The organism is Candidatus Omnitrophota bacterium (genome assembly GCA_041653595.1).
GTDB lineage: Bacteria > Omnitrophota > Gorgyraeia > Pluralincolimonadales > Pluralincolimonadaceae > Pluralincolimonas.
The window spans coordinates 120,708-146,192 of record JBAZFB010000001.1; the positions used below are offsets into that span (position 1 = coordinate 120,708).

24 protein-coding genes are annotated in these 25,485 nt (G+C 53.2%); 2 read left to right on the forward strand and 22 right to left on the reverse strand.

From position 1 onward, the window contains the following. Positions 1–36 precede the first annotated feature (36 nt). From WC317_00575 to WC317_00590, 4 genes are read right to left on the reverse strand one after another with little or no spacing between them, the layout of a single operon-like run. Positions 37–399, reverse strand: coding sequence for a response regulator (locus WC317_00575; GenBank protein MFA5338627.1), 363 nt, complete (start codon positions 397–399; stop codon positions 37–39). A gap of 15 nt (positions 400–414) precedes the next feature. Continuing rightward, entirely contained in the window at positions 415–1,620 is a 1,206-nt protein-coding gene (locus WC317_00580) for an ATP-binding protein (GenBank protein ID MFA5338628.1), read from the reverse strand. Beyond that, the gene (locus tag WC317_00585) at positions 1,617–3,629 is read right to left on the reverse strand and encodes an amylo-alpha-1,6-glucosidase (GenBank protein MFA5338629.1); all 2,013 of its coding nucleotides are present in this window, start codon (positions 3,627–3,629) and stop codon (positions 1,617–1,619) included. The genes WC317_00580 and WC317_00585 overlap by 4 nt, the downstream gene beginning before the upstream one ends. A 1-nt stretch (position 3,630) precedes the next feature. Continuing rightward, positions 3,631–4,146 (reverse strand): bifunctional nuclease family protein, encoded by a 516-nt coding sequence (locus WC317_00590; protein MFA5338630.1) that lies wholly within the window; start codon positions 4,144–4,146, stop codon positions 3,631–3,633. Between the two features lie 148 nt (positions 4,147–4,294). Between WC317_00590 and WC317_00595 the strand changes: the two genes are divergently transcribed. Beyond that, positions 4,295–4,777, forward strand: coding sequence for a transposase (locus WC317_00595; GenBank protein MFA5338631.1), 483 nt, complete (start codon positions 4,295–4,297; stop codon positions 4,775–4,777). Between the two features lie 33 nt (positions 4,778–4,810). Here WC317_00595 and WC317_00600 read toward each other — a convergent pair whose 3' ends face one another. Then, positions 4,811–5,977, reverse strand: coding sequence for a class I SAM-dependent rRNA methyltransferase (locus WC317_00600; GenBank protein MFA5338632.1), 1,167 nt, complete (start codon positions 5,975–5,977; stop codon positions 4,811–4,813). A gap of 57 nt (positions 5,978–6,034) precedes the next feature. Here WC317_00600 and WC317_00605 point away from each other — a divergent pair, with 57 nt between their 5' ends. Then, on the forward strand, positions 6,035–7,342 hold the full coding sequence (locus tag WC317_00605; protein MFA5338633.1) for an MFS transporter: 1,308 nt from the start codon (positions 6,035–6,037) through the stop codon (positions 7,340–7,342). A gap of 44 nt (positions 7,343–7,386) precedes the next feature. On the opposite strand, the gene WC317_00610 is transcribed toward WC317_00605, so the two are convergent. The 17 genes from WC317_00610 to WC317_00690 form a co-directional block, all read right to left on the reverse strand. After that, a complete protein-coding gene (locus WC317_00610; protein MFA5338634.1) occupies positions 7,387–9,720 on the reverse strand; it encodes a GH116 family glycosyl hydrolase in 2,334 nt (777 codons plus the stop codon). Next, entirely contained in the window at positions 9,721–11,985 is a 2,265-nt protein-coding gene (locus WC317_00615; GenBank protein ID MFA5338635.1) for a glucoamylase family protein, read from the reverse strand. A gap of 9 nt (positions 11,986–11,994) precedes the next feature. Continuing rightward, positions 11,995–12,906: a prenyltransferase gene (locus WC317_00620; protein MFA5338636.1), complete on the reverse strand. Its 912-nt coding sequence runs from the start codon at positions 12,904–12,906 to the stop codon at positions 11,995–11,997. Further along, positions 12,903–13,427 carry a cob(I)yrinic acid a,c-diamide adenosyltransferase gene (locus tag WC317_00625; protein MFA5338637.1) on the reverse strand — a complete coding sequence of 175 codons (525 nt, stop codon included), beginning with the start codon at positions 13,425–13,427 and terminating at the stop codon, positions 12,903–12,905. The genes WC317_00620 and WC317_00625 overlap by 4 nt, the downstream gene beginning before the upstream one ends. Continuing rightward, positions 13,427–13,837, reverse strand: coding sequence for a preQ(1) synthase (queF, locus tag WC317_00630; protein MFA5338638.1), 411 nt, complete (start codon positions 13,835–13,837; stop codon positions 13,427–13,429). Before queF ends, WC317_00625 begins: the two co-directional genes overlap by 1 nt. 27 nt (positions 13,838–13,864) lie before the next feature. Then, positions 13,865–14,848 (reverse strand): magnesium transporter, encoded by a 984-nt coding sequence (gene mgtE, locus WC317_00635; GenBank protein ID MFA5338639.1) that lies wholly within the window; start codon positions 14,846–14,848, stop codon positions 13,865–13,867. A 96-nt stretch (positions 14,849–14,944) separates the two neighbouring features. After that, positions 14,945–15,304 (reverse strand): hypothetical protein, encoded by a 360-nt coding sequence (locus tag WC317_00640; protein MFA5338640.1) that lies wholly within the window; start codon positions 15,302–15,304, stop codon positions 14,945–14,947. A gap of 56 nt (positions 15,305–15,360) precedes the next feature. Beyond that, entirely contained in the window at positions 15,361–15,990 is a 630-nt protein-coding gene (locus WC317_00645; protein ID MFA5338641.1) for a ribulose-phosphate 3-epimerase, read from the reverse strand. Beyond that, positions 15,990–16,571: a hypothetical protein gene (locus WC317_00650; protein ID MFA5338642.1), complete on the reverse strand. Its 582-nt coding sequence runs from the start codon at positions 16,569–16,571 to the stop codon at positions 15,990–15,992. Before WC317_00650 ends, WC317_00645 begins: the two co-directional genes overlap by 1 nt. 2 nt (positions 16,572–16,573) lie before the next feature. Then, the gene (ispH, locus tag WC317_00655) at positions 16,574–17,410 is read right to left on the reverse strand and encodes a 4-hydroxy-3-methylbut-2-enyl diphosphate reductase (GenBank protein ID MFA5338643.1); all 837 of its coding nucleotides are present in this window, start codon (positions 17,408–17,410) and stop codon (positions 16,574–16,576) included. Continuing rightward, entirely contained in the window at positions 17,407–18,423 is a 1,017-nt protein-coding gene (locus tag WC317_00660) for an SDR family oxidoreductase (GenBank protein MFA5338644.1), read from the reverse strand. Before WC317_00660 ends, ispH begins: the two co-directional genes overlap by 4 nt. 15 nt (positions 18,424–18,438) lie before the next feature. After that, positions 18,439–19,407 carry an adenosyl-hopene transferase HpnH gene (gene hpnH, locus WC317_00665; protein ID MFA5338645.1) on the reverse strand — a complete coding sequence of 323 codons (969 nt, stop codon included), beginning with the start codon at positions 19,405–19,407 and terminating at the stop codon, positions 18,439–18,441. A 34-nt stretch (positions 19,408–19,441) separates the two neighbouring features. Further along, positions 19,442–21,343, reverse strand: coding sequence for a squalene--hopene cyclase (gene shc, locus WC317_00670; GenBank protein ID MFA5338646.1), 1,902 nt, complete (start codon positions 21,341–21,343; stop codon positions 19,442–19,444). Beyond that, the gene (locus tag WC317_00675) at positions 21,340–22,128 is read right to left on the reverse strand and encodes a DUF116 domain-containing protein (protein MFA5338647.1); all 789 of its coding nucleotides are present in this window, start codon (positions 22,126–22,128) and stop codon (positions 21,340–21,342) included. Before WC317_00675 ends, shc begins: the two co-directional genes overlap by 4 nt. A 46-nt stretch (positions 22,129–22,174) precedes the next feature. Next, entirely contained in the window at positions 22,175–23,173 is a 999-nt protein-coding gene (locus tag WC317_00680) for a LacI family DNA-binding transcriptional regulator (protein MFA5338648.1), read from the reverse strand. Positions 23,174–23,359: 186 nt separating this feature from the next. After that, on the reverse strand, positions 23,360–24,016 hold the full coding sequence (locus tag WC317_00685; protein ID MFA5338649.1) for a PEP-CTERM sorting domain-containing protein: 657 nt from the start codon (positions 24,014–24,016) through the stop codon (positions 23,360–23,362). Positions 24,017–24,234: 218 nt separating this feature from the next. Continuing rightward, positions 24,235–25,461, reverse strand: coding sequence for a carbohydrate binding domain-containing protein (locus WC317_00690; protein MFA5338650.1), 1,227 nt, complete (start codon positions 25,459–25,461; stop codon positions 24,235–24,237). Positions 25,462–25,485 lie beyond the last annotated feature (24 nt).

Consider the following 25,485-nt stretch of genomic DNA (forward strand, 5'->3'; position numbering starts at 1 on the left):
TGTCAAGTAAAAATTTTTAGGGCCTTTCAAATATATTTATTTCGTCCCCAAAACTTCCTTTAATACCTGGACTATCTCTTCCTTCTTTACCGGCTTGTTGACGAACTTGCTCACGCCGGTCTCTATCGCCTTGGCGTATATATCCCAGTCTCCGAATGCTGTTATCATGACAACAGGGATAGAGGGAAACTCCTTCTTCGACTTCTTCAGGAAGACAAGGCCGTTCTCGCCCGGCATGGAGAGGTCCGCGAAGACGATGCCGAACTTCTCCTTCTTGATGGCGGCGAGGCCCTCGGCGGTATTAAGCGAGACCGAAACCTCATGCCCCTCGCTCTTCAATATCTTGGAAAAGGCCACACCGAACTCAACATCATCGTCGACCAGCAATATCTTTGCCATTAAAGCGCCTCCTTTTCAGACCACGAACGGCAATCTTATCTTTACTTTAGTGCCTCTATTGACTTTGCTTTCGCAGGATATGCCCCCGCCCGCGGTGATGACCATGTCGCGCGCTATATAAAGCCCCAGTCCGGTACCCACATCTTTTGTAGTGAAGAATGGCTCGAATATCCTTCTAAGATTTTCCCGGGCTATCCCGACACCCGTATCCTCGACCGTGATCTCGACGTCATCCTTTTCCTTTTTTGTATAGACCCTGATCTGTCCGCCCGACGGCATAGCCTCGAAGGAATTCCTCATGATGTTCAACATGATCTGCCGCAATTGGCTCTCTTCGATCCTGGCGTTGGGCAGGCCTTTCTCGAGTTCCTTAAGGAACGAGATGCCTTTGCGGCTCGCCTCTTTTTCCAGAAACTTCACGAGCGAATCAAGGAGGGCGCTTACGTCACAGCTTTTATATTCGGACCTCGACTTCCTCATGAACTTAAGGTGTTCCCCGACGACATCGTTGACCTCCTGGACCTCGTTCATGATGGAGCCTATCAGCGTCCCGGCTTCTTTGGCATCTACCCCCTGGCATTTCTTTATTTGCTCGGCCAGGAGTTCGGCGTTAAGGCTGATAGTGCTCAGGGGATTCCTTACCGCGTGCGCTATCTGGGACGACATCAGCCCCATGGCCGCGAGCTGTTCGGCATTGACGAGCTGGCGGTGCATCCGCCTCTCCCTTTCCGAGAGATACCCCATAGTGACTGCCAGGAGCAAGAGGAATCCCGCGCGCAGCGAGATATCGGTCCAATGGATCTTTATCAGGCAGTCCGGACAGGAAAAGATGTAGACGCCCGAGACGAGCAGGGCTATTCCGATACTGGCAAAGAGGCCGTAATAAAAAGAATGTATGGCGGCGAGGAGGAAAAATCCCAAAGTGAAGGTCGAATTGAGCCCGCCGGTCATCGGCACGACCACGCTGAGGAAGATGAGATCGACGAGCAGCTCAAAGAAATATATCTTGGGGGCCTTGTCGGCGAACTTGAATACGCACAAGTACAGCGCGAGATTGTAAACGAAGTAGATCCCGATAATGACGAGGAATAAGAGCTTGGCGCCGGGGGGCATAGGATGGTACAGCCCCCAGATCATCGCGCCGAAGACCGCCAATAACTTGACCAGCGCGAAAGCGAAATCCGTCGGGTCGATATTAAAGATATGCCTCTCCGGTCTCATTGCAGCTCTTCCTTATATACCCTCAATATCTCGGCCACGCTCCACGCCTGCGATATTGCGCCCTTCGGGTTATAGGGCGGGTCGCCGTCAAAGATCTCGGATACCGTTCCGAGGCCGGCGTCTTTGATGTGTTCCGCGAGGGGAGCTAAAAATCTCCTCGCCTCCTGCCGCGTGTTCTTATTCCTGCCGTAGACGTTAAGGTAGGCGGAGATAAAGTGCCCCAACAGCCACGGCCAGACCGTGCCCTGATGGTAACAGGCGTCGCGCATGCGCTGGTCCCCGGAATATACGCCGCGGTAATTCCTGTCTTTCGGCGATAGGGAACGAAGGCCGTAAGGCGTAAGGAGCTCTTTCCCCACCACATCGATGACCCTTTTTTCCTTCTCTTTCCCGATCAGCCGGTACGGGAGGCTGAGGGCGAATATCTGGTTGGGGCGGAGCGAGGCGTCCGGCCCTCCTTCATTGACGCAGTCATACAGGTAGCCCCCTGCCTCGTTCCAAAAGGTTATCTCAAAACTCTTCTTCGTAAGGTGGGCGAGCCGCGCGCACTCGTGGCGGTATTTGAGATCAAGCTTCTCGCAGATATCTTCCATTATCTTCAGGGCGTTGTACCAGAGGGCATTGACCTCGACGGCTTTCCCGTTCCTGGGCGTCACCACCCATCCGCCTATCTTCGCGTCCATCCATGTCAGCTGCGCGTCCGGGTCTTCGGTGGCGACCAGTCCGTCCTTGTCCATCTTTATGCCGTAACGCGTCCCGTTTATGTAGAACTGGATTATCTCTTCGAGGCAGTCGAGCATATTTGATTCGATGAAATCATAATCATTGGTATATTCGAGGAATTTGTGTATCGCCCAGAAGAACCACAGGGACGAATCGACGCTGTTATATTCGGGCTCTTTCGCCTTCTCCGGGAACCTGTTGGGAATCATCCCTTCGTCGCAATGTTTCGCGAACGTCAGCAGGATATCCTTCGCCTCGTCGTACCTGCCCAGGGTGAGGGTCAGGCCGGGAAGCGATATAAGGGCGTCCCTGCCCCAATCCCAGAACCAGTGGTAGCCCGCGACTATCGTCGGCAGGCCGTCCGGCCTCTTTATCAGGAACGAGTCTGACGCGTTCGCCAGGCGCACGGCGAAATTGTCCTTCAAGTTGACCGCGGCGGAGATCTCGCTGTGCCGCAGGACCTCGCTCGACTCGAGGACCTCGAGCGACCGCATCTTGCGCCCCTCGGTCGAGGCGACGATGTAAGCCTTGTCCCCTTCCTTGACCAGGAAGCCGAGCTCCCCGGGGCTGTAGAGGTCCTCGTGATATTCGAGGCCCCTCTCCTTTTCGCGCTGGTACTCGAAGGACTTGTACCAATATCCCGTCCGCTCGAACCTGTCGGCGTTGTTGGCCAGGTAAATTATCGGCGACTCGCCGTACGGCTTCATCTTGATATATCCTTCCAGGCACTCGACCGACTTGTCGAAACCCGAGTTCTCCATCGATACCCAGTGGTAATCTCGCGCGGCGATAAGCGGCTGCAGCAATAGCTCGAGATAACCCGGCGATTTCAGCACCTTATAAGTGATAACGGTCGTGTTCTCGCCGTGGACCATGAAGACAGCTTTCTCTATGGTCACATCCCCGGCCTTGTAGGTGAATACAGGGAACGGGTCCAGCCTGAACTCCTCGAGATACCTGTAGCCTTCGGGATGGATTATGCCGCCGGGGTAATTGCTGCAGGAGAGGTTATACCGGCTGCCGTCTTTCAGCACAAGGGTCTCTTCAAGCTTTGACAGGACTACCATGCGCGCGAGCGAAGGCCCTACCGCGGCCACGAGCAATCCGTGATAACGGCGGGTATTAGTCCCGATTATGGTCGATGACGCGTAGCCTCCGAGGCCGTTCGTCTCGATCCATTCCCTGGATGAGGCGGCCTGGAAATCGCCGCACACTTCCTTCCCGAAACGGATGACTTCGTCTGTCGCCGGGGATGCTTCCCTTACCGCGTCCTTCGTCATTATCATCCTATTCCAGCCCGCCTTTCGTCTTCCCGCCCTCGGCGTCCAGCTTCCTGAAGAACTCTTCCGGCCGCAGGTTCTCTATCTCTTTCTCGAAATTCTTCACCTCGTCTTCGCTTATGGGCTTGTTTATGACCGGGCAGAGTTCGAGCACCTTCTCATCGATAAATACCGGCGCGCCGGTCCTCACGGCCAAGGCTATGGCGTCGGACGGCCGCGAATCTATCTCCAGGGTCTTATCACCCTGTTTCAGTATGACGGTGGCGTAATAGGCGTTGTCCTTCAAGTCGCTTATGATGACCTTCTCGATCGAGCCGCCGAGCGCCTTGATGAGGTTTACGGTAAGGTCGTGCGTCAGCGGCCTTTTGAATTTCCCTCCCTCGAGGACCATCACGATCGATGTCCCCTCGCTCACGCCTATCCAGATGGGTATCAGCCTCGAGCCGTCCACCTCTTCCAGGGTGACGACATACTGCGCTAATGGAGGGATAAATATCAACGAGTAGATCTTGGCGAGTTTCATTCCGCGCTCTCCTGCTACAATATTAGACCATACCCTCTATCTAGGGACGGTTCTTGAGCCAATCGGAGAAGTGTCCCCTATTAATATTAAAAATTTCTGAAAGAAAATCCCTTTTTCTTGCGTCTATTATATAACAAGGAGGTTTAAGATGCCAAGGAGCGCAAGAGTATTTATAGAAAATGCCTGCTATCATATTATAGCAAGGGGAAACCAAAAACAAGAGGTTTTCTTTGAGACAGTTGACTACGAAAAATATCTTCAACTGCTGAAAAAGTACAAAACAAAATACCATTTTAAACTCTACGGTTACTGCCTTATGAATAATCATGTACATATGGTGATAGACCCCGGGAAACCACGAGAAATATCCAAAGCCATACAGGGACTGAATTTATCTTATTCGATATGGTTCAACGCAAAATATGACAAAATCGGGCATCTTTGGCAGGACCGTTTTAAGAGTATGGTTATTGAAAAAAATGATTATCTTATTACCTGTATCAACTATATTGAGGCCAACCCCGTCAGGGGAAACATAGTAAACAGCCCTTTGGATTATCTTTGGAGTAGCTATAAAGAAAGAATCTTCGATATAAAAAATGGGGTTTTAGATGTACCAGAATTATTTTGAGGGACATTTCTCCGATTGGCTCAAGAACCGTCCCTAGAGCATCTCAAGGACTAAACATTTGAGGTAATTCGATTCGGGGAAGTTCAGGAGGATAGGGTGGTCGGCGGGCTGGATGCGTTTCTCTATGAGGCGCGCGCGCCTGCGCGATTCGGACAAAGCCTCCGCCAGGATGTCCATGAATTGCCCTTCCGAAAGGTTGTAAGAACACGAGCAGGTCATAAGGTGCCCGCCTTTTTTCAGTAATTTCATAGCCCTGAAATTTATGTCTATATAACCGCGCGCCGCGGCCTGTATATCTTTCTTTGACTTCGCGAACGCCGGCGGATCGAGAACTATGAAGTCGAACTGCCTTTCTTCTTTCTGGAATGATTTTAATGTCTCGGAGACCTTCCCCTCGACTGTTTCGATTTTCGTGAGGCCGTTAAGTTCGGCGTTCTCCTTTAATCCCCGGAGCGCAGGACCCGAGGAATCGACGGCGGTCACCTCGCCGGCCGATAGCGCCATATGCAGGGAGAAGAGGCCCTGGTATGAGAAACAATCGAGCGCCTTGCCCCTGGAGTATTTTTCCGAGGCGATGTGGTTCTCGCGCTGGTCGAGGTACGCGCCGGTCTTCTGGCCGCTCATTATATCGACAAGATATTTTATATTACCCTCGCGGACCACTGCCTTCTCAGGCGGCCTGCCATAGAGGACCTCTTTCTTCTCTTCGAGGCCTTCGAACTTCCTCATAGCCGAATCGTTCCTCGCGACTATAGACGCCGGCTTAAGCAGGTCCTTCAGGCCGTCAACGATCGTATCTTTTATATTGTCCATGCCGAGGCATAACGTCTGTATGGACAGGTGCTCGCCGTATTTATCCACAATGAGCGAGGGGAGGCCGTCGGCCTCGGAATGGGCGATGCGGTACGCGTCGGCGTCCTTTACGGTCTTCTTCCTGTACTCTATGCATCCGGAAAGCCGGCTGCGCCAGAACCCCGCGTCGACCGGCACGTCATCGTAAGTGATTATTCGCAGGGCGATCTTCGACCTTTCATTATAAAAGGCCTTGGCAATGAATTTGCCGCTGTTGTCCAGGACTGAGATTATCGAACCGGAGAGGGAAGGATCATTTCTTTCGAGATCATCCTTATATATCCACGGGTGGCCGGTGCGGAACCATGCCGCGCCTTTCCTTGTGATTCTCAGGGACGGGGTTTGCATAGAATGATTCTAACAGGCGATATGCTTGCGTGTCAATTGTGATATAATATCGCCGATATGGAAAAGAAAGGGAAGATAAGGCAAAGCCTCAGGAATTCCTTCATAGACGGCGCATTCTGCTCGGCGATGATAGGTTTTGTCGACCAGTATATAACGCCGTTCGCGGTCGCGCTTAAGGCGACGAGCGAGCAGATAGGCATGCTTACCGCTTTCCCGAACCTCGTCGCTTCCCTGATACAGCTCAAATCGGCGGACGTTACCGAACACCTCAAGAGCCGCATGAGGATAATAAGGATATTCGTATTCTTCCACGCCTTTATGTTCCTCCCTATCCTGCTTATACCGCTCATTTTCACCACTAACAGGGCGGGATGGCTTATCGTCTTTGTCACAATGGCGGCCTCTTTCAACGCGTTCCCGGGCCCGGCATGGACGAGCCTGATGGCCGACCATCTTCCCGCGCGCAGCAGGGGAAAGTATTTCGGCTGGAGGAACAGGCTGTTGGGCATGATCACCGTGGCGTGCGCGATTCTCGCGGGTTTTATCCTCAATATCTTCGGCAAGGATAAGCTCTACGGTTTCATGGTGATACTCGGGCTTGCTTTTGTGTCGCGGTTCATATCCTGGTATTTCCTGAGCAAGATGTACGAGCCGCCGATAAAGGTCACGAGCGAGCACTATTTCACGTTCTGGGATTTCATAAAAAGGACGAAACAATCGAATTTCGCGAAGTTCGTCATATATGTCGCGAGCATCAGCTTCGCCCAAAATATCTCGGGGCCGTTCTTTGCGGTATATATGATCAGGGACCTCAATTTAAGTTACGGCATGTACACCATCATAGTGACGTCCTCGACCATAGCGACCCTGCTTACCATGGGGATATGGGGAAGGCATGCCGACGTGGTCGGCAACATGAAGGTCATAAGGCTCACGTCGTTCTTCATACCGGTCATCCCGGTCTTATGGCTCTTTTCGCATAATGTCTACTATCTTATAATAATCCAGCTGTTTGCCGGATATGTCTGGGCCGGATTCAACCTCTCGATATTTAATTTCGTATATGACGCGGTCACGCCGGAGAAGAGGACGCGCTGCGTCTCGTATTTTAACGTCATAAACGGGATGGCGATATGCTGCGGCGCCTTACTGGGAGGTTTCCTCGCAAAGAGCCTGCCGCCGATATTCGGTTACCGGCTGCTGACCTTATTTTTGCTTTCGGGCGTCCTGCGGGCCGTATTTTCCGCGACTATACTTCCTATGGTAAAGGAGGTCAGGCGCGTGGAAAAGATCAGCAGCCTCGACCTCTTCTTCAGCATCACCCGGCTGCGGCCGATAGAGGTAGAAGGCGAAAAAGATATTTAGGGACGGTTCTTGAGCTAATCGGAAAAGTGTCCCCCATCCAAATACTAAGGGGACACTTTTAGCTTTGGCTCAAGAACCGTCCCTCTTATTTTCCGGAAGAGGGACTTAAGGATATTCTCGTATGGGTCGTCTATCTCCAGTAAGAGTTCCCAGACGGCGCGGGCGCGCTGGTATTGCTCGGGATTGGTCGGCCGCGGAGTGCCCCCTCCGTCATGCCATCCTTCGGGGGTGTTGAACCAGTAGGCGCTCGGTTCGTGTCCGTAGACGATATAATAGCAGCCGTACGCCGCCTTAAGCGCCTCTTCTTTAAGGCCGAGGTGGTACATGGTCGCGGCCATAAAATATGTGGAACCCGGCCAGACCTCCCTGGCCATGTTGATATTTATATCGCTTCCGTCGGCGTTCCTGCTGTTAATGGCTCCGCAGTCGCCCACGCCGTCGCCGTTAAAATCATTGAGCGGCACGACGCACATCTCATAGACCTTTTTCAGGTATCGGACCATACGCTCGCGCGGAAGGATATCGGGCAATTCCGTCGTCTCGCAGAACCTCTGGCCGTTCAGCCCGTCGGCCATTATGGCGCCGGAATTTTTTCCCGCGGTGTCCATCCTGTAATACTGCCCCGCTTCATTCCACAGCTGTTTGTCGAGGTTTGTCCTCGCTTTATCAAGGAGTCCGAGCGCTTCCTTAAGTATCGGGTCGCGCTGGACATGCGCCAGCTTTACCACCGCCTCGAGCGCTCCGACCCAGAGCCCGCCGCATAAGAGGCTGGTGCCGTACAGGCCCCACGCGTCGTAGGTATTATCCGAACCGTTGTTGTTCGGCAGCCCGTCCCCGTCCGTGTCCTGGGACTTCATGTACTCGTAGGTCATCTTCACTGCCGCCCAGCAGTAATCTAGGAACTCCCTGTCCTCGCGGACATAATAATACCTGGCTACCTGCTGGATGAACTTGGCGTGCAGGTCTTTCCAGTGCAGCTTGTTCGTACCGTAGTTATCGAATTTGAAGAACGGGTCGTCAGCCGGCGCGCCGAAGTCGTGCGGCGTCTGGTGGAGGCTGTCGTAATGCATTATACCGTCGGCGAAACACCTCAATATGTCCCGTTCTATCTCCGGCCAGAACTTGAGCGTCAGTATCGAACAGTAATGCCTGACGTCGAAAGTCTCGCAGAACGGGTAGCCTATCGATTCCATGACGAAGAACTTATGGTCGTCCTCATGGAGCCCCATATATTCCCGGTCGTGGCCGGACTTAAGCCCGGATTCGTAGAACGTCCCGCCGAACTGCGTGTAATATAATTCGTTGAAAGCCGCGGTCTTGAGCCAGGCCGGGTATTTCCTGTTCCTTATGACGGGATTCATCCACGCGTCGACCTTCTTCTCCCATTCCGGGTAATTCGCGAGGGCTTCTTTCGCGATATTGAAGGATTGCGCGGAATCCCGTCCGAAATATTCGGTATATTTCCTCCACCACTCGGTACCGGTGACGCACGCGTCGCCGAATTTCACTACCGGAAAATCCCACGAGAGGACGACCGGCACTACCTTTGACTCTCCGGGACCGAGCGAGACCTTGACCGCTATGGCCGCGGCCGAATCAGAACCGTCGAGCCTGCTGTTGCCGAGAAGGCCGTCGGCCTTAAAATCCCTCCAGACCTCGGAGCCGTCGCCGTCCTTATTCCAGCTGAGCGCGTATGTAAGGACCGCACCCTTATCCGCCCTGGATGCGACGCACCATTCCGAATTCTGTGTCTCGGGCGTATTGTCCGGGCGGTCGGCCTTTAAGACTATTCCGGTGATGTCGCCGTCATTTTTGAGGATATTTTTATAGCCCCTCCGGCGCAGGGACCCGCTGAAAGGCGGCTGCGGCCAGGTGAGCATAACCGAGGCCTCGGCTTTCTCCTTGGCAGGATTGGAAAATTTAAACTGCCAGACGGCGACAGGATAAGACGTCTCTTTGTAATTATTCGGGATTATAGGCGAGAAGAACTTCTGCGAGATATCGAGGGTGAAGCAGTCATACGTGACCCATCCCTTTGGCTGGAGGGCGCAATACGCCGCTTCCCCTTTATTTAATTTATCCCATGCCGGTTTTAGCGACGGGTTCGTCCCGAGCGTCTTTACTTTAGCCGGGCCGGACCCGACTTTCTCGTAGACATGGAACGCGCCCTCATAAAGCCATGTCTGGTCGTAGGCGCCGCACTTGAGCGCCCAAGGGCCGAACGCGCCGGAGATGCTGTACATGAAAGCTCCGGCGCCGAACCCCCCGAGCGCCACGCCCCTGTCCGGGCAGGAGCTCGCCGTGTTAGAAGGCACATCGCCGAGACCCCTCTTCCAGGCGCAATCGGGTATCTCGAAAAAATCCCTCTTCCTCGTCATCTATTCCAGTTCTTCTTCTTTTATTACCTTTATTTGTACCGGCCCTTTATAGATGCCGCCCTGCCTTTCGTTGTCGTATACCTTCACAGCTATCACATTCTGCGAATTGAGGTTCACGATGCCCGCCGGGATCTCGTAATTCCTTTCTTTCTCCCATACCGACTGGACGTGCGGAGGGAACAAACCGCTCTTGCCTACGAGGTTATTGTTGAAGAAGGTCATATCGACATCGTCGATGCCCCCAAACTGGAGAGTTATCTTAGCGCCTTTCTCCTTCCAGATCTCCCTTCTCTCCTTGGAGAGCTTGAAGCTGTACCAATACCATGCGTATCCGTCGTAGTTGGCGAATCCCTGGGTCTCCCAGACCGCCGGCACATTTACCTCTTTCCACTCCCTGCCCGGAAATTTCAGTTTAGCCCAATTGATATCGTCGCCGGTCCTGAAATACCATTTGCCCGAAAGGTCCAGCGTATCGAGGACCTTCTTCGGCTTGGTGAAACCGCAGAGTTTAATCGCTTTCTTGATGTTCTTGTTCTGCGCGAAATATTTCCAGACCATCCCGGTCCTGTAGTTCTCTATCATAAGGACTATCGGGCCCTGGTCGATGCCGATATATTTCGATGAGACCCAGTTCCTGTCCCAGTTGAACGCGTCGACGAAACCGTATTTGCCCCAGATCTTGTCCCTGTAATTGGCATACATATACCTGGCCGCCTTTATCGAGAGGTCCGGGGTAAAGATGATGGAGGATATCGCCGCTGTAGGCGATACCGTCCCGTCGTTCTCGCCGTTAGGGGCCCCGTAGGCCTTGTAGCCGTCCGGTCCGTCGCAGGCGGTCAGTCCCCAGCAGTCCGGGCCGTAGGTCTTGCTGCGGTTCGCATTGTCGATGCACCACTGCCTGTTAGCCATCGTCGCCTGGACCGAGTTTTGGAAATAATCCATGAAGCTATCTTCTTTGCCCTTGAAATCGACGTAGCAGTGCGAATACTGGTGGGTAAATAAAGCCGGCGGGCCGGTGAACCTGAAGCCTTTATAGGTCGTGAAACCCCTGTTATAGGCGCTCCAGGAATCGGGCGACATCGGATGCGTATCCGAACCTATGCCCATAAAATACAGCACCAGGTGTTCGGAGGTATAACCCGACCACCTGTAAGGCAGAAAACCCTTCTCCGGGAACCAGCCCATGCTCGGGGTGGTGCCGTTGTCCATCATCCACGCCCAATCGACCCTGTCGCAGATCTCCTTCGCAAGCCCCTCTATCTCGGTGCCTTTGTAATATTCTCCCACGAAGACGACTCCGGCCAGGAGCAGCGTCGTATCTATCGAGGAGAGCTCGCAATCGCCCCAGCGCTTCCCTGTCTTCATGTCCAGGAAATGATAATAGAAACCGTGGACGCATTCTGCCCTGTCCCTGAAGAACTTAAGGGTCGTGATTATCCTCTCTTTTACCTTGTCTTCCGGGAGCCAGCCGCGTTCCACTGCCACGCAGAGCGCGGGCAGGCCGAACCCGACCGACGCGATGCTGGCCATCGGCGAATTGTCCTTGAGGAGGGTATTGCAGGTATCCTTGATCAGACCGTTCTCGGGATTCGCTTCCTCCCAGAAGAACATGCACGCCGAATGCTCAATGAGGTCTAGGAACTGTTCGTCGGTCATCGTCGATGGCTCAGGCGCCTTGCATCTTATCGGCTGCGGCCTGGAAACGTTCGTCCTCTCGCCCTCAAGGGTGAGCCCGTCCAAATAGATCACCCCGGAGAACGGCTGTCCGTAATCATTGCGGAACGTGACCGAAAAATTATCCATATTGTACCAATCGTATATCGATTTAAAATCCGCCAGGGGGATCGTGACTTTCTGCCATCCCGCAGTCACGCCTGCCGGAAGATATGTCTTTATATCCAGCTTCTCCTCGAACGACGAGCCGTCTTTCATTCCTACTTTAAATACTTCTCCGCCCTTCTCCCCCTTCACCCAGAAAATGACAATCCCGTATTTGCTCAGGTCCTTTCCGACCAGGCCGAACCAGAAACCCGATTCCTGTTTCTCCCCGCTTACGTTATATTTCAGCTGGCATACCTGCACGCCTTCGGTGCGGGCCCCCTGTGAGGCATAGGAGTGCTTCACTGCCCCTTTATTTTCCCATGTCCCCTGCATCGCTGCGGAAACAAGAAGGTTCCCGCTTGAACTCTCCTGCGCGCAGGCGATCCCGGCAAAAGAAAAGACCACCACCGCCGTCCATGCCAATACCTTAATCACCGTCCCCATCGTTGCCTCCTATTTTGTCCCCCACAAATACGCGAAAGTAAAAAGTATCCCGAAAGAGAGATGTATCGCTATCGTAAGCGCGTTCGCCGGTAATAGTTCTTTTATCTTATCGAAATGCGCGCTGGCGACCTTCATCGCTTTGACAGCCGCCGGCAGCGTCACGAACGTTATTACCGCCGTGAACGGGAATACCCCGGCAGCTATTCCGGCGAGGACTATGACATATACCGATATCAAAAAAAACTTGTAATACCCGGCTGACTTCGTCTTCCCTACGATGACTACGGTGTTATTCTTGCGCGCCGCCTTATCCGCCTCGTAATCCGGGAATTGGTTTATGAATTGTACGAGCGAGATGAGTATGGCGATGGGGATAGAGGCGAAAAACGCCTCCCACGAAAGCTTCTTCGCCTGGACATAATAGGCGCCGAGGACCATAAGCGTCCCGAACCCGAAACCCGTCGTTACCTCGGACAACCTCGTATAACCTATCTTCAGCGGGTCGGCGTTATAAAAATACGCGATAAATACGCCTGTGACCCCGATCGCGAGGATGGTATACCCTCCGCAGATATAATTGAGATAAAGGCCGATGGCGCTTCCCACTGCGAAACAGATAAATCCCGCCACTTGCACCTGCCGGGGCCTGAGCGTTCCTTCGCGCAAGAACCTGACGCCGCCGCTAAAAGGCGTGGGTGTCTTGTTGATGACATCGTTTCCCGTCTTGAAATCGTAATAAGCGTTGGTGAAATTAAGCCCGCCGTGTATAAAGAGCCCGCCTATGAGGGTAAGCCAGAATAGCCCCCAATCGAAATATCCGGTATAGTAGCGGGCGACGGCCGCTCCCAGAACGATGGGGATCATGGTCGCCGTGAAGAATTGGGGCCTGACCGCTATTATCCAAAGGAGTATCCTGTTCATCTTTTAAGCAGGTCGGATCTCCCTTCCTCGCGGACTGCCAGTACAAATAAAAGGTCGGAAAGCCTGTTAAGGTAGGCCAATATACAGGGGTCTATTTTAGATCTCCTGCCCAACTCGACAACGCAGCATTCGGCCCTGCGCGCCACCGTCCTCGCGACATGCAAGACAGCCGAAACCTCGTTTACCCCGGGAATGACAAACCCGCAGGGCATAGGGCCGCGGCCCTCCATCAGGTCGCCGAACTCTTCGAGCATCCTTACATCGCAATCTTTTATCGCGGGAACGGCGGCCTTCCTGCCGCCGGCCGAGATACACCCTATTATCCTGAATAGGTCTTTCTGCATTAGCCCGATCTTCTTTTTTTCGGATTTGTCTTTTATTTTAGCCTTCGCGAGGCCGAGGAAGGATATCAGCTCGTCAATCGCGCCCTGCGCTTTTATGGACGGGTCGCATTTGAGGACGGACCTGCCGCCGCACAGGCGCGTCCTGCCGCGGTCCCCGTGTTTTGTGGTAATGCGCATTATTCGACCCCTCGCCTAGCTTCAAGGGAGATCCCGTATCTCGCGGTCACGGTCGTCTTCATACCGCCGCGGACATTGAACTCGCCGGTCACAATGCACCATTTCGGCTTGCACGAGGAGACGACGTCTTTGAGTATCCTGTTCACCGCGTTCTCGTAGAATATGCCCATGTTCCTGAAGCCGATGATGTAATATTTCAGCGACTTCAGTTCGATACACGACCTGCCGGGCATATACCTTATCGTTATAGTCCCGAAATCCGGAAGCCCGGTCTTCGGGCAGACAGAGGTAAATTCGGGTATCTCGATCTTTATCTCGTAATCCTTATGAAAGTTCGGAAAAGCCTCTATGGGCGGCAGGCTGTCTTTTATGCCTTTGCCTGCATGTTCGGAAGTATATCCTTTTTTCATACGTCTCCTTGCGCTCCCCGGAATGTTTTAATGGTTAGACAGAAAAAACCCGGAAACCCTGAAATATATAAGAAGGGTTATTATATCGCACGTGGCCAGGACTATCGGCCCGGAGGACAGCGCCGGGTCTATCCTGAAGAACTTGAACAAGAACGGCAGGCAGGAACCGATGACGCCCGAGAGGATTATCGACATCGACATAGAAACGAAGAGTACCGCGCCCAGGTTCGCATTGGCCTGCCAAAGTGTGGCGGCCCCTCCCACAAGCACCCCGCATACAAGCCCGACGATGACGCCGACGAACATCTCCTTCTGGAGCAGCCACCTGACGTCCTTGAAAGACGCCCGGCCGAGGGCCATATTCCTTACTACTATCGTCGACGACTGCATTCCTATGCTCTCCGAAAGTCCGAGCACTATGGGGATAAAAAGCGCCAGCGCTATGACCGACTTCATATCGCGCTCGAACCACCCGAGTATGAACGCGCACGCGAGCCCGCTCACTATGCTTATCGCGAGCCACGGCAGCCTCAGCCTGACTATGCGCGGTATGGACCTTGAGGTTATTTCGTCGACTCCGGTTCCGACTATCTTCGCGATGTCGTCCTCGGCTTCGAGTTCGGCTATATCGACCATCTCATCGGCCGTTATTATCCCGACGAGCTTCTGTTCGTTGTTGACTACGGGGAGCGCGAGGAACTTGTGCCTTATGAAGTACCTTACCACCTCTTCCTGGTCCATCTCCGCGTGCACCTTTACCACGTTCTTCAGCATTATATCCCTTACGTGGACGCCCGGCGCGTGGCTCAAAAGGTCGCGCATCTGGACTACGCCTACAAGATGGTCGCGGGGATCCACCACATATATATAGGAGGGCTTTGACACCTTCTCAAGCGAGACGGTGCGGAAATGCTTTATAGTCTCTTCTATCGTGGATTCGTCGGAGACCGCCAGGAACTCGTTCTTCATTATGGAGCCTACGGTCTCGCCTTTTGCCCTTCTGGTAACCATGCGCCGTCCTAGTTTTGGGTAATATTATAAAACAAAAAACCCTCTGATTCAATCGTCAAAGGGCTTTTCGGTCAAATATCCTTTAGCGCCGCCGTGCTACCTGCGCGCGTTCGTTCCGGCCTGATAACCGGCCTGATAACCGGACTCATAACCCTTGGTGTAGCCTCTCTCAAAACCGCTCGAGTCAGATGCCGGAGCCGCAACTGCCGCCGGTGCGGGAGCCGGTTTCTCGTCCGGCATCAAAACGTCAGCGATAACACCTGCCGCTATGCCGGTACCGGCGCCTATGAGCGCGCCTTGCCCGGCCTTGCCGCCGGAAGCGCCTGAAGCTACGGCGCCCGTGGCTGCACCGACCAAACCGGACTTAATTAGGCCGCTTGCGCCGTCAGAGAATACAGGGGCTGAAACTGAGAACATAAGGGCGATTACCAATATAAATGTGGCTGCTATGCGCATTTTTACCCTCCTTCTTGTTTAAAGTATACCACAGAATGTCGAAAAGTCTATAAGATTTACCTTACCGTTTCGGCCAGGTTTTTGTAATTTTCCTTCGGGTCTCCTTTGCCGAATATTCCGCTCCCGACGCAGGCGAGATCGACACCGGCCTCCTTTATCATCAGGATATTGTCCATTTTCAATCCCCCGTCCATCGCGATGACCGGCCTGCCGTTGCGCCCCATTAACGCGCGCGCCTTATCGCAGACCTCCGGGATGAATTTGGCGCCGTAGAAACCCGGATTTACGGAAAGAAAAAGCAGGACGTCTATATCTTTGAAATATCCTTCGACTTTCGATACGGGCGTCCCCGGATTTATCGCGATACCCGCTTCCAGCCCCAGCGCGCGGATCTTCTGGATGACCGAGGAAGGGTCCTCTTTGGATTCATAGTGGAAGACTATCCTTTTTGCCCCGGCCCTTTTGAACGGTTCCAGGCATTCGCCCGGCTCCTCCACCATAAGGTGGACTTCAAGCTTTAATCCCGTCTTGATCTTCGCCAGGTCCGCGGCCGATATACTCTTAGACGGGACGAATTTCCCGTCCATTATATCTATCTGTACCAGGTCGCAGAAACCTTCGGCCTGGGCGATCATCCTTTTCAGCTCGTCGGGCTTGTCCGTAAGCACTGCCGGCACTATCCTCATCAGGTCGCTCCTTTGTTTATATAATCGAGTAAGAATTCCGCGAGATTATTTGAAGCGAGATCGGTGTTCCTCTTGAGGCGCAGGAGCCTCGGCGGCCACAAGAGCTGCAGGAAAGACCTCGGCAGGTCATCCAACAGCGTATCGCTTACCGTCTTAATGGCAATAAAGGGTGTATCATGTTTTTTTGCCACCGATGAGACCGCCTCGGATTCCATATCGACGATGATGGCGCCTTCCCTTTGGGACGCTTCGGTCTTCTCCTCGCAGGTGAAGAGCGGCAGGGGGGAGCAAAATAACTTACGGTCTCTCAGGTCGGATACGATAACATCGCCTATCTTAAGGTCCTTGACAAGCGCGCCGCAAAACCCTGCTGAGATTATGAGGTCGGGCTTGAAATCTTTTATGATACCCTCCGCCATCTCCCCGGCCTTTTCCGCTCCTATGCCGCTATTTGCGAGGACCAGGTATCCGTCCTTCACCGGTATCACCGGCCGGAGCGATTTAAAAAAATTTACTCCCATCAGGCGCGCCAGGGGCCTGAGCTCCCGGTAAAACGCGAAGATGATGGCGATCTTCTTCATTTTCAGCCCAACTTCTTGAGCTTCTTCTTGACTTCTTCGATGAGCACATCCGGCGTCGACGCGCCCCCGATTATGCCGACCGATCTCACGCCTTTCAGCGCAGACGGCTTCAGGTACTTCGCGCTCTCTATCTGTATCGTATTTTTATTGTATTTATGGCAGAGTTTCTTGAGCTTCAGGGTATTTGAGCTGTGGTGGCTTCCTACGACTATCATCAGGTCGACTTTCTGGGCGAGTTTTACCGCGTCCTCCTGCCTTTTCCTGATGTCGGCGCATATGGTGTTGATTATCTTTATCTCATGGGCTACCCTCATCACCTCGGCAACGACGTCCCTGCAGAGCTCCACCGAATGGGTCGTCTGGAAGATAAGGCCGACCTTGTATTTCAATTTTGCCTGGTCGACTTCTTTATGGTTCGCGACCACTATCGCCTTCTCCTTCAGGTGGCCCAATATGCCCTTTATCTCGGCGTGGTCCTTGTCTCCCACTATCAGGACCTGATAGCCCTCCTCTTCCAGTTTCTTCGCCGCGATCTGCGCCTGCCTGACGATGGGACAGGTGGCGTCGACTATCTCTATCCTCTTCACCGCGACCTTAGCCCTTTCGTCGGGAGAGATGCCGTGCGCGCGTATGATAAGCATCCCGCCTTCCCTTACCTCTCTTATGCTCTTCACTTCCCTGAGCCCCTTTTCGGAGAGTTTACGGGTAATGGCGTCATTATGGACCAGCTCTCCGGTTATATAGGCCGGGACGCCTTTCGAAAGCGCTTCTTCCGTAAGCTTTACCGCGCGGTTCACGCCGAAACAGCATCCTATCTTCCTGGGCGTCAATATCCTCATCTCTTCTCTCCCCGTTTCGCGTAACCCTTCGAGTAGAACCATTCCGCGGATCTCCGGAAGGCGTCCTTTACATCGCCCTGCGGGAGTCCCAGCTCTTTCACCGCCTTTGAACAATCGAAAGCGAACGGCTTTCCGCCGAGCCTCAACCCTTCCCATGGGATAAGAGGTTCCTTGTGCGTCACATATTGGCATATCTTTTGCGATACAAAACCCAGCGGCAGCAAGAGCGCCGCGGAAAATTTGGTCTTCGGCTTAGGCCTGCCGGAAATTTCGCTTAAAATGCCGAATACCTCCTCAAGAGTCAGGTTATCGGCGCCCAGGATATACCGCTCGCCTGTCTTTCCCTTTTCTTCCGCGAGCAGGTGCCCGGCAGCGACATCCCCCACATCAATATAATTTATGACGGTGTCGATATAGCCGGGAAGCCTGCCGTTAAGGTAATCGAGTATCATCTTTCCCGGAGGGGTAAAGTTGTAATCCCCTTCGCCCACCGGCGTCGTCAGGCTGACGGTGACTATCGGAAGGCCCTTCTTGATATATTTGACCGCTTCCTCGTAGGCGAGCCATTTTGAGCGGGCATAGTGGCCGGCCATCTTCCCCAGGCCCAATACCGCCTTCTCGTCGGACGGGTTCTCCCTTGTGCCCCCTTTTAAAATGGCGGCCGTGCTGGTGAAGACGACCTTATCGACCCCCTCTTCGAGCGCGGCCTGGAATAAATTCCTCGTCCCGGTCCAGTTGATATCATAGACTTCTTTGGGATTCGCGTACCAGAGATGGACATATGAGGCCAGGTGGTATACGGTCTTGACCCCGGAGAGGGCTTTCTTGAGCGAATCCGGATCGCGCAGGTCGCCGTAGGCGAATTCGACATCGCATTTCAAGGGCTGCTCCTCGATGAGATTCACGAGATTGGAATTCTTGCGCACGAAGCAGCGGACGCGCTCCCCCCGCTTGTCCAATAGCCTCACTACATGCGAACCCACGAAACCGTTAGAGCCGGTCACAAGGATCATATTTTTCTCCCGGGATTAACTGAACTGCCAGCCGATCAACGTCATTATATCCTTGAACGACTTTCCTTCGAGCACGCTGGCAGGTTCGAAACCGCAATGGACCGCGCATTCCGCACAGCGCGGGTTCTTGCTCTTAGGGCCGTATTTTTTCCATTCCGTCTTTTCGATAAGTTCCTTGTAGGTGGCGAAATGCTTATCGGCAAGCTGGTAACAGGGCGAGCGCCACCCTATCGGGTTGCGGGTCGGCGTCGACCAGGGCGCGCAATCCAGCTCGCGCTTCCCCTGCACAAATTCAAAATATAACGGGGAGCCGAGAAAATTGTATTTTTTGAATTCGGGCTCGAGTTTCCGGAAGAAATCCGCCAGTTCCTTCTTGCGGAAGAAGAATGCCTCGCCCACCTGCGGGTACCCGTAGGCCGGCGATATCAGGAAGCCGTCCACTCCGGCGCCCTGGAGGGTCTTGAACAACTGCTTAAGTTCGCTTATGTCAGTCTGCCTGTAGATGGTGGTATTGGTGCAGACGAAGAAACCCTTCTTTTTTGCCGCTTTTATCGCCTCGATCACCCTTGCGTATGTCCCTTTAAGCCCGGTTATCGCGTCATGCATCTTCTCCGGCCCGTCGATATGGAAATTTATCATGAGGTTGCCGCTCGGCCTCAACGTATCTATCTTATCCTTAAAGAGAAGGCCGTTGGTGCAGAGGTATATATATTTACCCTTCTTGGCAAGTTTCTCTACCAACTCGGATATATACGGGTAGACGAGCGGTTCTCCGCCGCAGATCGACACTATCGGCGCCCCGCACTCATCCGCCGCCTTGAGGCATTCGGCGACGGTCATCATCTTGTGCAGGTCGCGTTTATATTCCCTAATGCGGCCGCACCCTTCGCACGACAGGTTGCACATAAACGTCGGTTCCAGCATTAAAACGAGCGAGAACCGCTTGTTGCTCCTGATCTTGTTGGCAATTATATGTTTCGTCATTCTGGCCGTTAAGCCGGGCTTGAATCTCATTTTTTCAGACCTTTATCTTTCCGCGGTTGGCCGCATATTCCGAGAGGGCGATAAGCGGGAAATACGCGGAATAAAGTTCATAACGCAGGTAGCAGACCCTCGGAAAACCCGTCCCCGTAAAATCAGCCTCTTTCCAGTTCCCGTTCGCCTCCTGGCTCCCTATAAGATGCTCTATGCCGCGTTCGACTGCGGCGCTTTCGTAATCACCGTCGGCAAAGAGTATAAAAAGCGCCCAGGCCGTCTGCGAAGGGGTTGAGGGCCCCTTGCCTTTCTTGAACGGGTCCTCGTACGTCGCCGCCGATTCTCCCCATCCTCCGTCGTCATTCTGGACGCCGTATATCCATTTCGCCGCGGCCGCCAATTCTTCCTTCGACGATCCCCCCGCCGAGAAAGAAAGGCCTCGTGCGGCCAGGAACGTGCCGTATATATAATTTACCCCCCACCTACCGTACCACGTGCCGTCGGCTATCCTGTCTTTTTTTAAAAATCCGATCGCGTCCTTCAGGGGGGCTCTTTTAGCGTCGAAACCGAGCCGGGCCAAAAGCTCGCATACCCTTCCGGTTATATCCGCGCACGTGGGGTCTAGCATCGCGTTATGGTCCGAAAAAGGCACCTTATTCAGGAAACTCTTATTGTTATCCTTGTCGTAAGAGCTGAACCCGCCGTCGCGGGACTGCATCTTCAGCATCCAGTCAAGGCCTCGGGCGGATCCGGCTTTCTTCTGCGGCTCTTCCGGCCCCATATCTATCTGCGTCAACCCGAGCAATACCTGCGCGGTATCGTCTATATCCGGGTAAAATTCGTTCCTGAACTGGAAATACCATCCGCCCGGTGCGGCGTCCCCGGACTTTTTCTTCCAATCACCGGTCTCGTTCACCTGCTTCGAGAGTAGCCAACGTCCGGCCTTACGCATCGCATCATCCCCTTTCGGGAAACCCGATATCCCGAGGGCATATGCGCAAAGCGCCGTATCCCAGACCGGCGAGACGCAGGGCTGCATCTCCGTCTCCTTGCCGTTATCTATCGCTAATTTCAAGACCTCTTCAAGATTCGATCTCAGGAGCGGATCATCGGCCTTATAGCCGAGACAGCTCAGGGCCATTACGGAATTTATCATGGCAGGATAGATGGCGCACAGGCCGTCGCTCTTGTCAAACCTCTCTATCATCCATTGCCCGGCTTTCTTCACTGCCGCGCCCTTCAAGAACGCTAATTTTAATTTATATAAGGTTTTTATCGTCGCATCCAGCAATAGGAAAAGATTCTTCCAGCTTATCACCCGCCTGTCCCACCGTATGCCGCAATCCTTCATCCTGCGTCCGGCCGTGTAAAGCTCGTCTATGCTGAAATTCTTCACCAGGGGCCGCACCGGCCTGAAAGCCCAGATCACCGAAAGCGGCACGACGATCGTCCTCGTCCACGCGCTGAAATCGTAAATATTCACAGGGGACCAGTCCGGGAGCAGGATAAGTTCCGGCGGTATAGCCGGCGCCGCGTCCCAATTCCCGAGGCCGAACATGGCCAGATAGAACCTGTTATAGCTGTTGGACTTTTCGATGCCGCCAAGGCCCAATATTATCCGGCGGTCCCGCGCCATCAGCTGGTTACCTTCCTCAAATCCTTTAAGCTTCAGCGCCATGTAATTCTTAATGGTGGCGTTGAGTTCCGGCGGACCTCCCGGATAGACGGGCCATCCCCCGTTCTCAAGGCGCGCGGCTAAAATAAAATTCACCAGTTTCTCTTCCAACGCGTCGTCCCTTATACCCAGGAACCGCAGAAGGAAGATAGTATCCGCCTCCAGGCCCAGGTCCATGTGGAAATTCGAATGGAAATGGCCGTCGGCAGCCTGTTTGCTCAAGAGATACTCCTGAGCGCCCTTTATCGCGTTTGAAAGTCTCTCGTTCATATGTTAAGGCAGTATCTGATTATTTTTTCAAGTTCTTTTATGTCTACGGAAGTGTTTTTGCAAGGCCCTTCCGGGCGCTTGTTCGGGATACCGAAGACCGGCATCTTCGGGGCGGTGTCCTGTATGCCGGAGATGAGGTCCCTCTCGCACGCTACGCCTATCACCGCGTCGGGCCTGTGGTCTTTAATGGCTTTCCTCGCCTCGTCACCGCCGAAAGCGGTGTAGGCGGTAAACTGGTATTTTTCGCTGAGTTCTTTTATTTTGGCCCTTACCTCGGCGGAGAGGCAGCGAGGCAGGAGGACGAGTATCTTCTTTGAGCTCCTGCCCGTCCGCGTAGCATACATGAGATCATTATGGAATTTGACGAAGGAATTACCTATCTTGTCCCTCGCTATGCCGAAGATCCCGGCTAACCTCACCGTTCCGGAGAGTAAGACGCGCAACGAGAGGCGCCTGACAAAAAAAGACGGCGCGAGCTTGACTTTCAAGACCGCCGATGAGACCTGCGCCAGGTACCAGGCCGCAAGTAAAAAAGCGGAAATGCCAAATGCCGCGCCGGCTATACCCGTAAATTCCGGCCCAAAACTTTCAAAACGCGGCAACGCGAGGTACCAAAACAACCAAACTCCAACTAAGACAAGGAGTAATACCAAAAAAGAGAAAAAAATGAATAACGATTTCGGGGCGTCGCTTGGGCTTCCGCCCTTGGCGCCCGGCTGCCAATCCGCCCATTCGTCGCCCAAAAGCCTGTCTTCCAGCCTCTTTCCCTTCCCGGTCTCTTTCATAAGGGCATAATTATATCACGAATAAAGGGTGGGCGCAATAATGCTATTAAGCGGATTTGCGGATGATGAGCTTGGGATCGAAGAAACGCGTATAGGATTTCCTGTGGGGGGAGTTTATGGAGTTGAGCAGGTCTGAGCCGGCTTCGTAGGCGATATCGACTACGGGCTGGTCGACGGTAGTTATCGGGGGATCGAAGAGTTCGCATATCGGTATATTATCGAATCCGACTATGGCGACATCTTCCGGGACCCTCTTTCCTGCGCCCTTTATGGCCTTTATCGCGCCGATAGCCATCCTGTCGTTCGCCGCAAAGATACCGTCGGGCGGGGAATCGAGCAAGAGGAACTTTTTCGCGACGATCTCGGCGTCCTCGTACCTGAAATATCCGCGCTCCACGTATTCCGGCCTGAATTGGAGGCCGGCCTCTTCGAGCGCCTGTTTATATCCCTTGAACCTCTCCTCGGCATCGAACCAGTTCTCGTGCCCGTGGATGAAGGCTATCCTCTTCCTGCCGGTATCTATGAGGTGCTTCGTGGCGACGTATCCGCCCTTCCTGTTATCGCAGCCGAAAGAATCCGCCCTCTCGGAATACGCGAAGAGCAGCGCTACCGGGACCTGCTGCTTCCTTAATTCTTCGAGTTTTTCAGTATCGTCTCTCGAGATAGCCACCAATATCAGGCCGCCAACCAGCTTGCTCTTGTACATCTGGAGGCATTGGTCGCCGTCAAATTTGGTCTGCGTGAATATCATCAGCTGGTAGTTGTTCTCGTTGGCGGCGCGGGCCACTCCCTTGATGGTATCTATCGCGAAGAAATCGGTATTTATGAAAGTATCGTTAGGGAATACGAGGCCTATTACGTTTATCTTCTTTGAGGCGAGGCTCGCGGCGTGGATATTCGGGAAATACTTCTCTTTATCGAGATGTTTTAAAATGCGCTCCCGAGTCTCCTCGGCCACGTTCTTGTCGTTCTTAAGGACCCTTGAGATGGTCCGGCGCGAGATGTTGAGTTTTTGCGCTAGTTCTTCCAGTGATTTTACGCTCATTAGCTGCCCTTTCCGGTGACTAATATCTTATCAGAGAAGCCGGGAAAAGTAAACTCCGAAAAAAGGCCGCTGCTTTTAATAGCAGCGGCCTTGCCCTGGTTGCAGTTACAATGATAAAAGAACCGGCCCTGCTTCGTCTTATTCGTGGGGGATGAGATTTTAGCAGGGCCGGCCCCTTAAATCAGGTTACTTTTTCCTTTTTGAAACTCCGAACAAACCTACCAAACCCGAACCGAGCAGAAGAAGGCTCGCCGGTTCCGGAACCGGAGCATAATCAACGTTGATGTCGTCATATCCGAAAGTTCCGGTAGATCCTGTCAATGAACCCATTTCCAGCGTCAAAATCTGGAACATCTTGGCGCCAGACGGAACATACCCGGTCGCCTGATAAGATGTCCAATCCTGGTTCGATGTAACAGGTGTAGTCACTATATCCGAACCCCATATTCTGGTAGTGGAATTCGCGGTATAGTCGTTGTAGAACTCAAGCTGCAATTGCCCGCGCGCACCCGCAGTCACACCCGAGGATTTGACCAAACCATTCAGGTAGATCAGACTGCCCGGCTGGACTGCACCGGGGACGGCGTCAGGTACGGCCTGGTAATATCCGGCGTACATCGGAGTGGTAGTGCCCGACTGGACGTTTATAACGTTCTCGCCGTAATTCGCGCCGCTCGCACCAGGTGTCTTGATAGAATGCGATGCCGCGGAACCCGAAGAGAAGAACGACCAGCCTGTCTCTCCCGACTCAAAACCCGGATTGGTTATAAGATTAGCGTAAACATTTGAAGATGAAACCAGAACCAACCCTGCTACTAACCCGAGGAAGAATAATTTCTTCACTCTTACCCCCTTTCCTTTTTGTTGCTGTTGTTTTCCATACTTCTGCCCCCGAGGGCAGAATAAAGGAAAAACTAAAATGTGGTTTACAGGTTCGAGGATTATTAAGGAACTAGGTAAAATTTACCACGCTATCGCATCTTTGTCAAGAAAACTAATTTGCTATTTTTCAGCAATTTTTTGCCCACGTGCGCATCGTCACGCAAAAAAAGGAACAGGCCTTATCTCACGAATGACAGATCGTCTACGTATATCCTTCCGGACTTTTTATCGGCATTCACTGCGTCATCAAACCGGATGACAAATTCCGTTACAGAAGAAAAATTAGTTATATCCGAGAATTCCTTCATCGGTATCGCAAATCTTTTCCAATCCTTTGTTATTCCGGAAAGGGTATATTTCCCGGTCTCCCCTTTGGAGTTTTTTAGTTCCAATTTGATGTTCTTCGAAAATCCGGTCGAGCCGTCGCCTTTGACCCAAAGGCTCAATTTGCCGTATTGCGAAAGATTTAGATCCTGAAGTTTCAGCCAAACGCCGATCATGGCGGGATTCGGGGAATCTACGTCGTAGTCGATCTGAAGGGAGAAACCCGCATCCCCGTGCTTGACCTGCGAGTTAATGGCCGTTGTGCAGCCCTGGGTATTGTCGTTAGGGTCTTTTGACCAAACGCCGCCTGGGCCCATGTCTCCGAAATTGAAATCGGCCGCCATCAATGACAACCCGGTCTCCTCGTCCTGGCCGGCGCCTTCTTCCGTTCTAGTTTTTTCCGTTCCGCCTCTTTCCGCGGGTCTGGCGGCCTTGGCGCCGGGGCGCGACTCGGAAAGGATATATCTCTTGACTCCCATACCCTTGCTTATCTCCTCTGCCGATACGTCGTCAACGTAGAACCTTCCGCTGCCGTTCTCTTTATTAAGGAACTCCACGACGAAATTACAGTTATCGGCGTCGACCGGGGCTATGGCCGACATGGTAATGGCTGTCCACTTCATAGTCGGTGTCCCGGACTCGAACATCGGCCCGTAATCACGGCCTAGTTCCGTCACTACATCCTTGTTATCCTTATCCTTGGTCGTCTTGCGCCATTCTATATGCAGCTGGCCGAAGGCGTTGCCGCTTACCGGGTCCGGCGCGTAGTTCAGGAAATGCGCGGTAAACTTATACCTATTACCCGGTTTAACTTTTTTATTGGTAAAGAAGATGCCGGTCGAATCATTCTGTTTAGGGCAATTGATATATACCGACTGCTGCCCCCTCCTGCTTTCCGTCGTAGAGATCCCGTTATAATCGGAATTCCAGCTGCCCCAATCGAGCGGCGTCTCGTCCTTGAAACCGGGACGGTTCTCGAAACTCTCGTTCCTAAGGAGGTTCCTCCCGACCAGAGGGGTTTCGGCGGCATACAGCGGGACCGTGATCGCAATGATGAGCGCTACTAAAAATATTCGCAGCATTTAAAACACCTTTCTCCCCCACAG

Coding starts and splice junctions, on each gene's coding strand:
- WC317_00575 (MFA5338627.1), bottom strand. CDS start 399: ATGGCAAAGATATTGCTGGTCGACGATGATGTTGAGTTCGGTGTGGCC.
- WC317_00580 (MFA5338628.1), bottom strand. CDS start 1,620: ATGAGACCGGAGAGGCATATCTTTAATATCGACCCGACGGATTTCGCT.
- WC317_00585 (MFA5338629.1), bottom strand. CDS start 3,629: ATGATAATGACGAAGGACGCGGTAAGGGAAGCATCCCCGGCGACAGAC.
- WC317_00590 (MFA5338630.1), bottom strand. CDS start 4,146: ATGAAACTCGCCAAGATCTACTCGTTGATATTTATCCCTCCATTAGCG.
- WC317_00595 (MFA5338631.1), top strand. CDS start 4,295: ATGCCAAGGAGCGCAAGAGTATTTATAGAAAATGCCTGCTATCATATT.
- WC317_00600 (MFA5338632.1), bottom strand. CDS start 5,977: ATGCAAACCCCGTCCCTGAGAATCACAAGGAAAGGCGCGGCATGGTTC.
- WC317_00605 (MFA5338633.1), top strand. CDS start 6,035: ATGGAAAAGAAAGGGAAGATAAGGCAAAGCCTCAGGAATTCCTTCATA.
- WC317_00610 (MFA5338634.1), bottom strand. CDS start 9,720: ATGACGAGGAAGAGGGATTTTTTCGAGATACCCGATTGCGCCTGGAAG.
- WC317_00615 (MFA5338635.1), bottom strand. CDS start 11,985: ATGGGGACGGTGATTAAGGTATTGGCATGGACGGCGGTGGTGGTCTTT.
- WC317_00620 (MFA5338636.1), bottom strand. CDS start 12,906: ATGAACAGGATACTCCTTTGGATAATAGCGGTCAGGCCCCAATTCTTC.
- WC317_00625 (MFA5338637.1), bottom strand. CDS start 13,427: ATGCGCATTACCACAAAACACGGGGACCGCGGCAGGACGCGCCTGTGC.
- queF (MFA5338638.1), bottom strand. CDS start 13,837: ATGAAAAAAGGATATACTTCCGAACATGCAGGCAAAGGCATAAAAGAC.
- mgtE (MFA5338639.1), bottom strand. CDS start 14,848: ATGGTTACCAGAAGGGCAAAAGGCGAGACCGTAGGCTCCATAATGAAG.
- WC317_00640 (MFA5338640.1), bottom strand. CDS start 15,304: ATGCGCATAGCAGCCACATTTATATTGGTAATCGCCCTTATGTTCTCA.
- WC317_00645 (MFA5338641.1), bottom strand. CDS start 15,990: ATGAGGATAGTGCCGGCAGTGCTTACGGACAAGCCCGACGAGCTGAAA.
- WC317_00650 (MFA5338642.1), bottom strand. CDS start 16,571: ATGAAGAAGATCGCCATCATCTTCGCGTTTTACCGGGAGCTCAGGCCC.
- ispH (MFA5338643.1), bottom strand. CDS start 17,410: ATGAGGATATTGACGCCCAGGAAGATAGGATGCTGTTTCGGCGTGAAC.
- WC317_00660 (MFA5338644.1), bottom strand. CDS start 18,423: ATGATCCTTGTGACCGGCTCTAACGGTTTCGTGGGTTCGCATGTAGTG.
- hpnH (MFA5338645.1), bottom strand. CDS start 19,407: ATGACGAAACATATAATTGCCAACAAGATCAGGAGCAACAAGCGGTTC.
- shc (MFA5338646.1), bottom strand. CDS start 21,343: ATGAACGAGAGACTTTCAAACGCGATAAAGGGCGCTCAGGAGTATCTC.
- WC317_00675 (MFA5338647.1), bottom strand. CDS start 22,128: ATGAAAGAGACCGGGAAGGGAAAGAGGCTGGAAGACAGGCTTTTGGGC.
- WC317_00680 (MFA5338648.1), bottom strand. CDS start 23,173: ATGAGCGTAAAATCACTGGAAGAACTAGCGCAAAAACTCAACATCTCG.
- WC317_00690 (MFA5338650.1), bottom strand. CDS start 25,461: ATGCTGCGAATATTTTTAGTAGCGCTCATCATTGCGATCACGGTCCCG.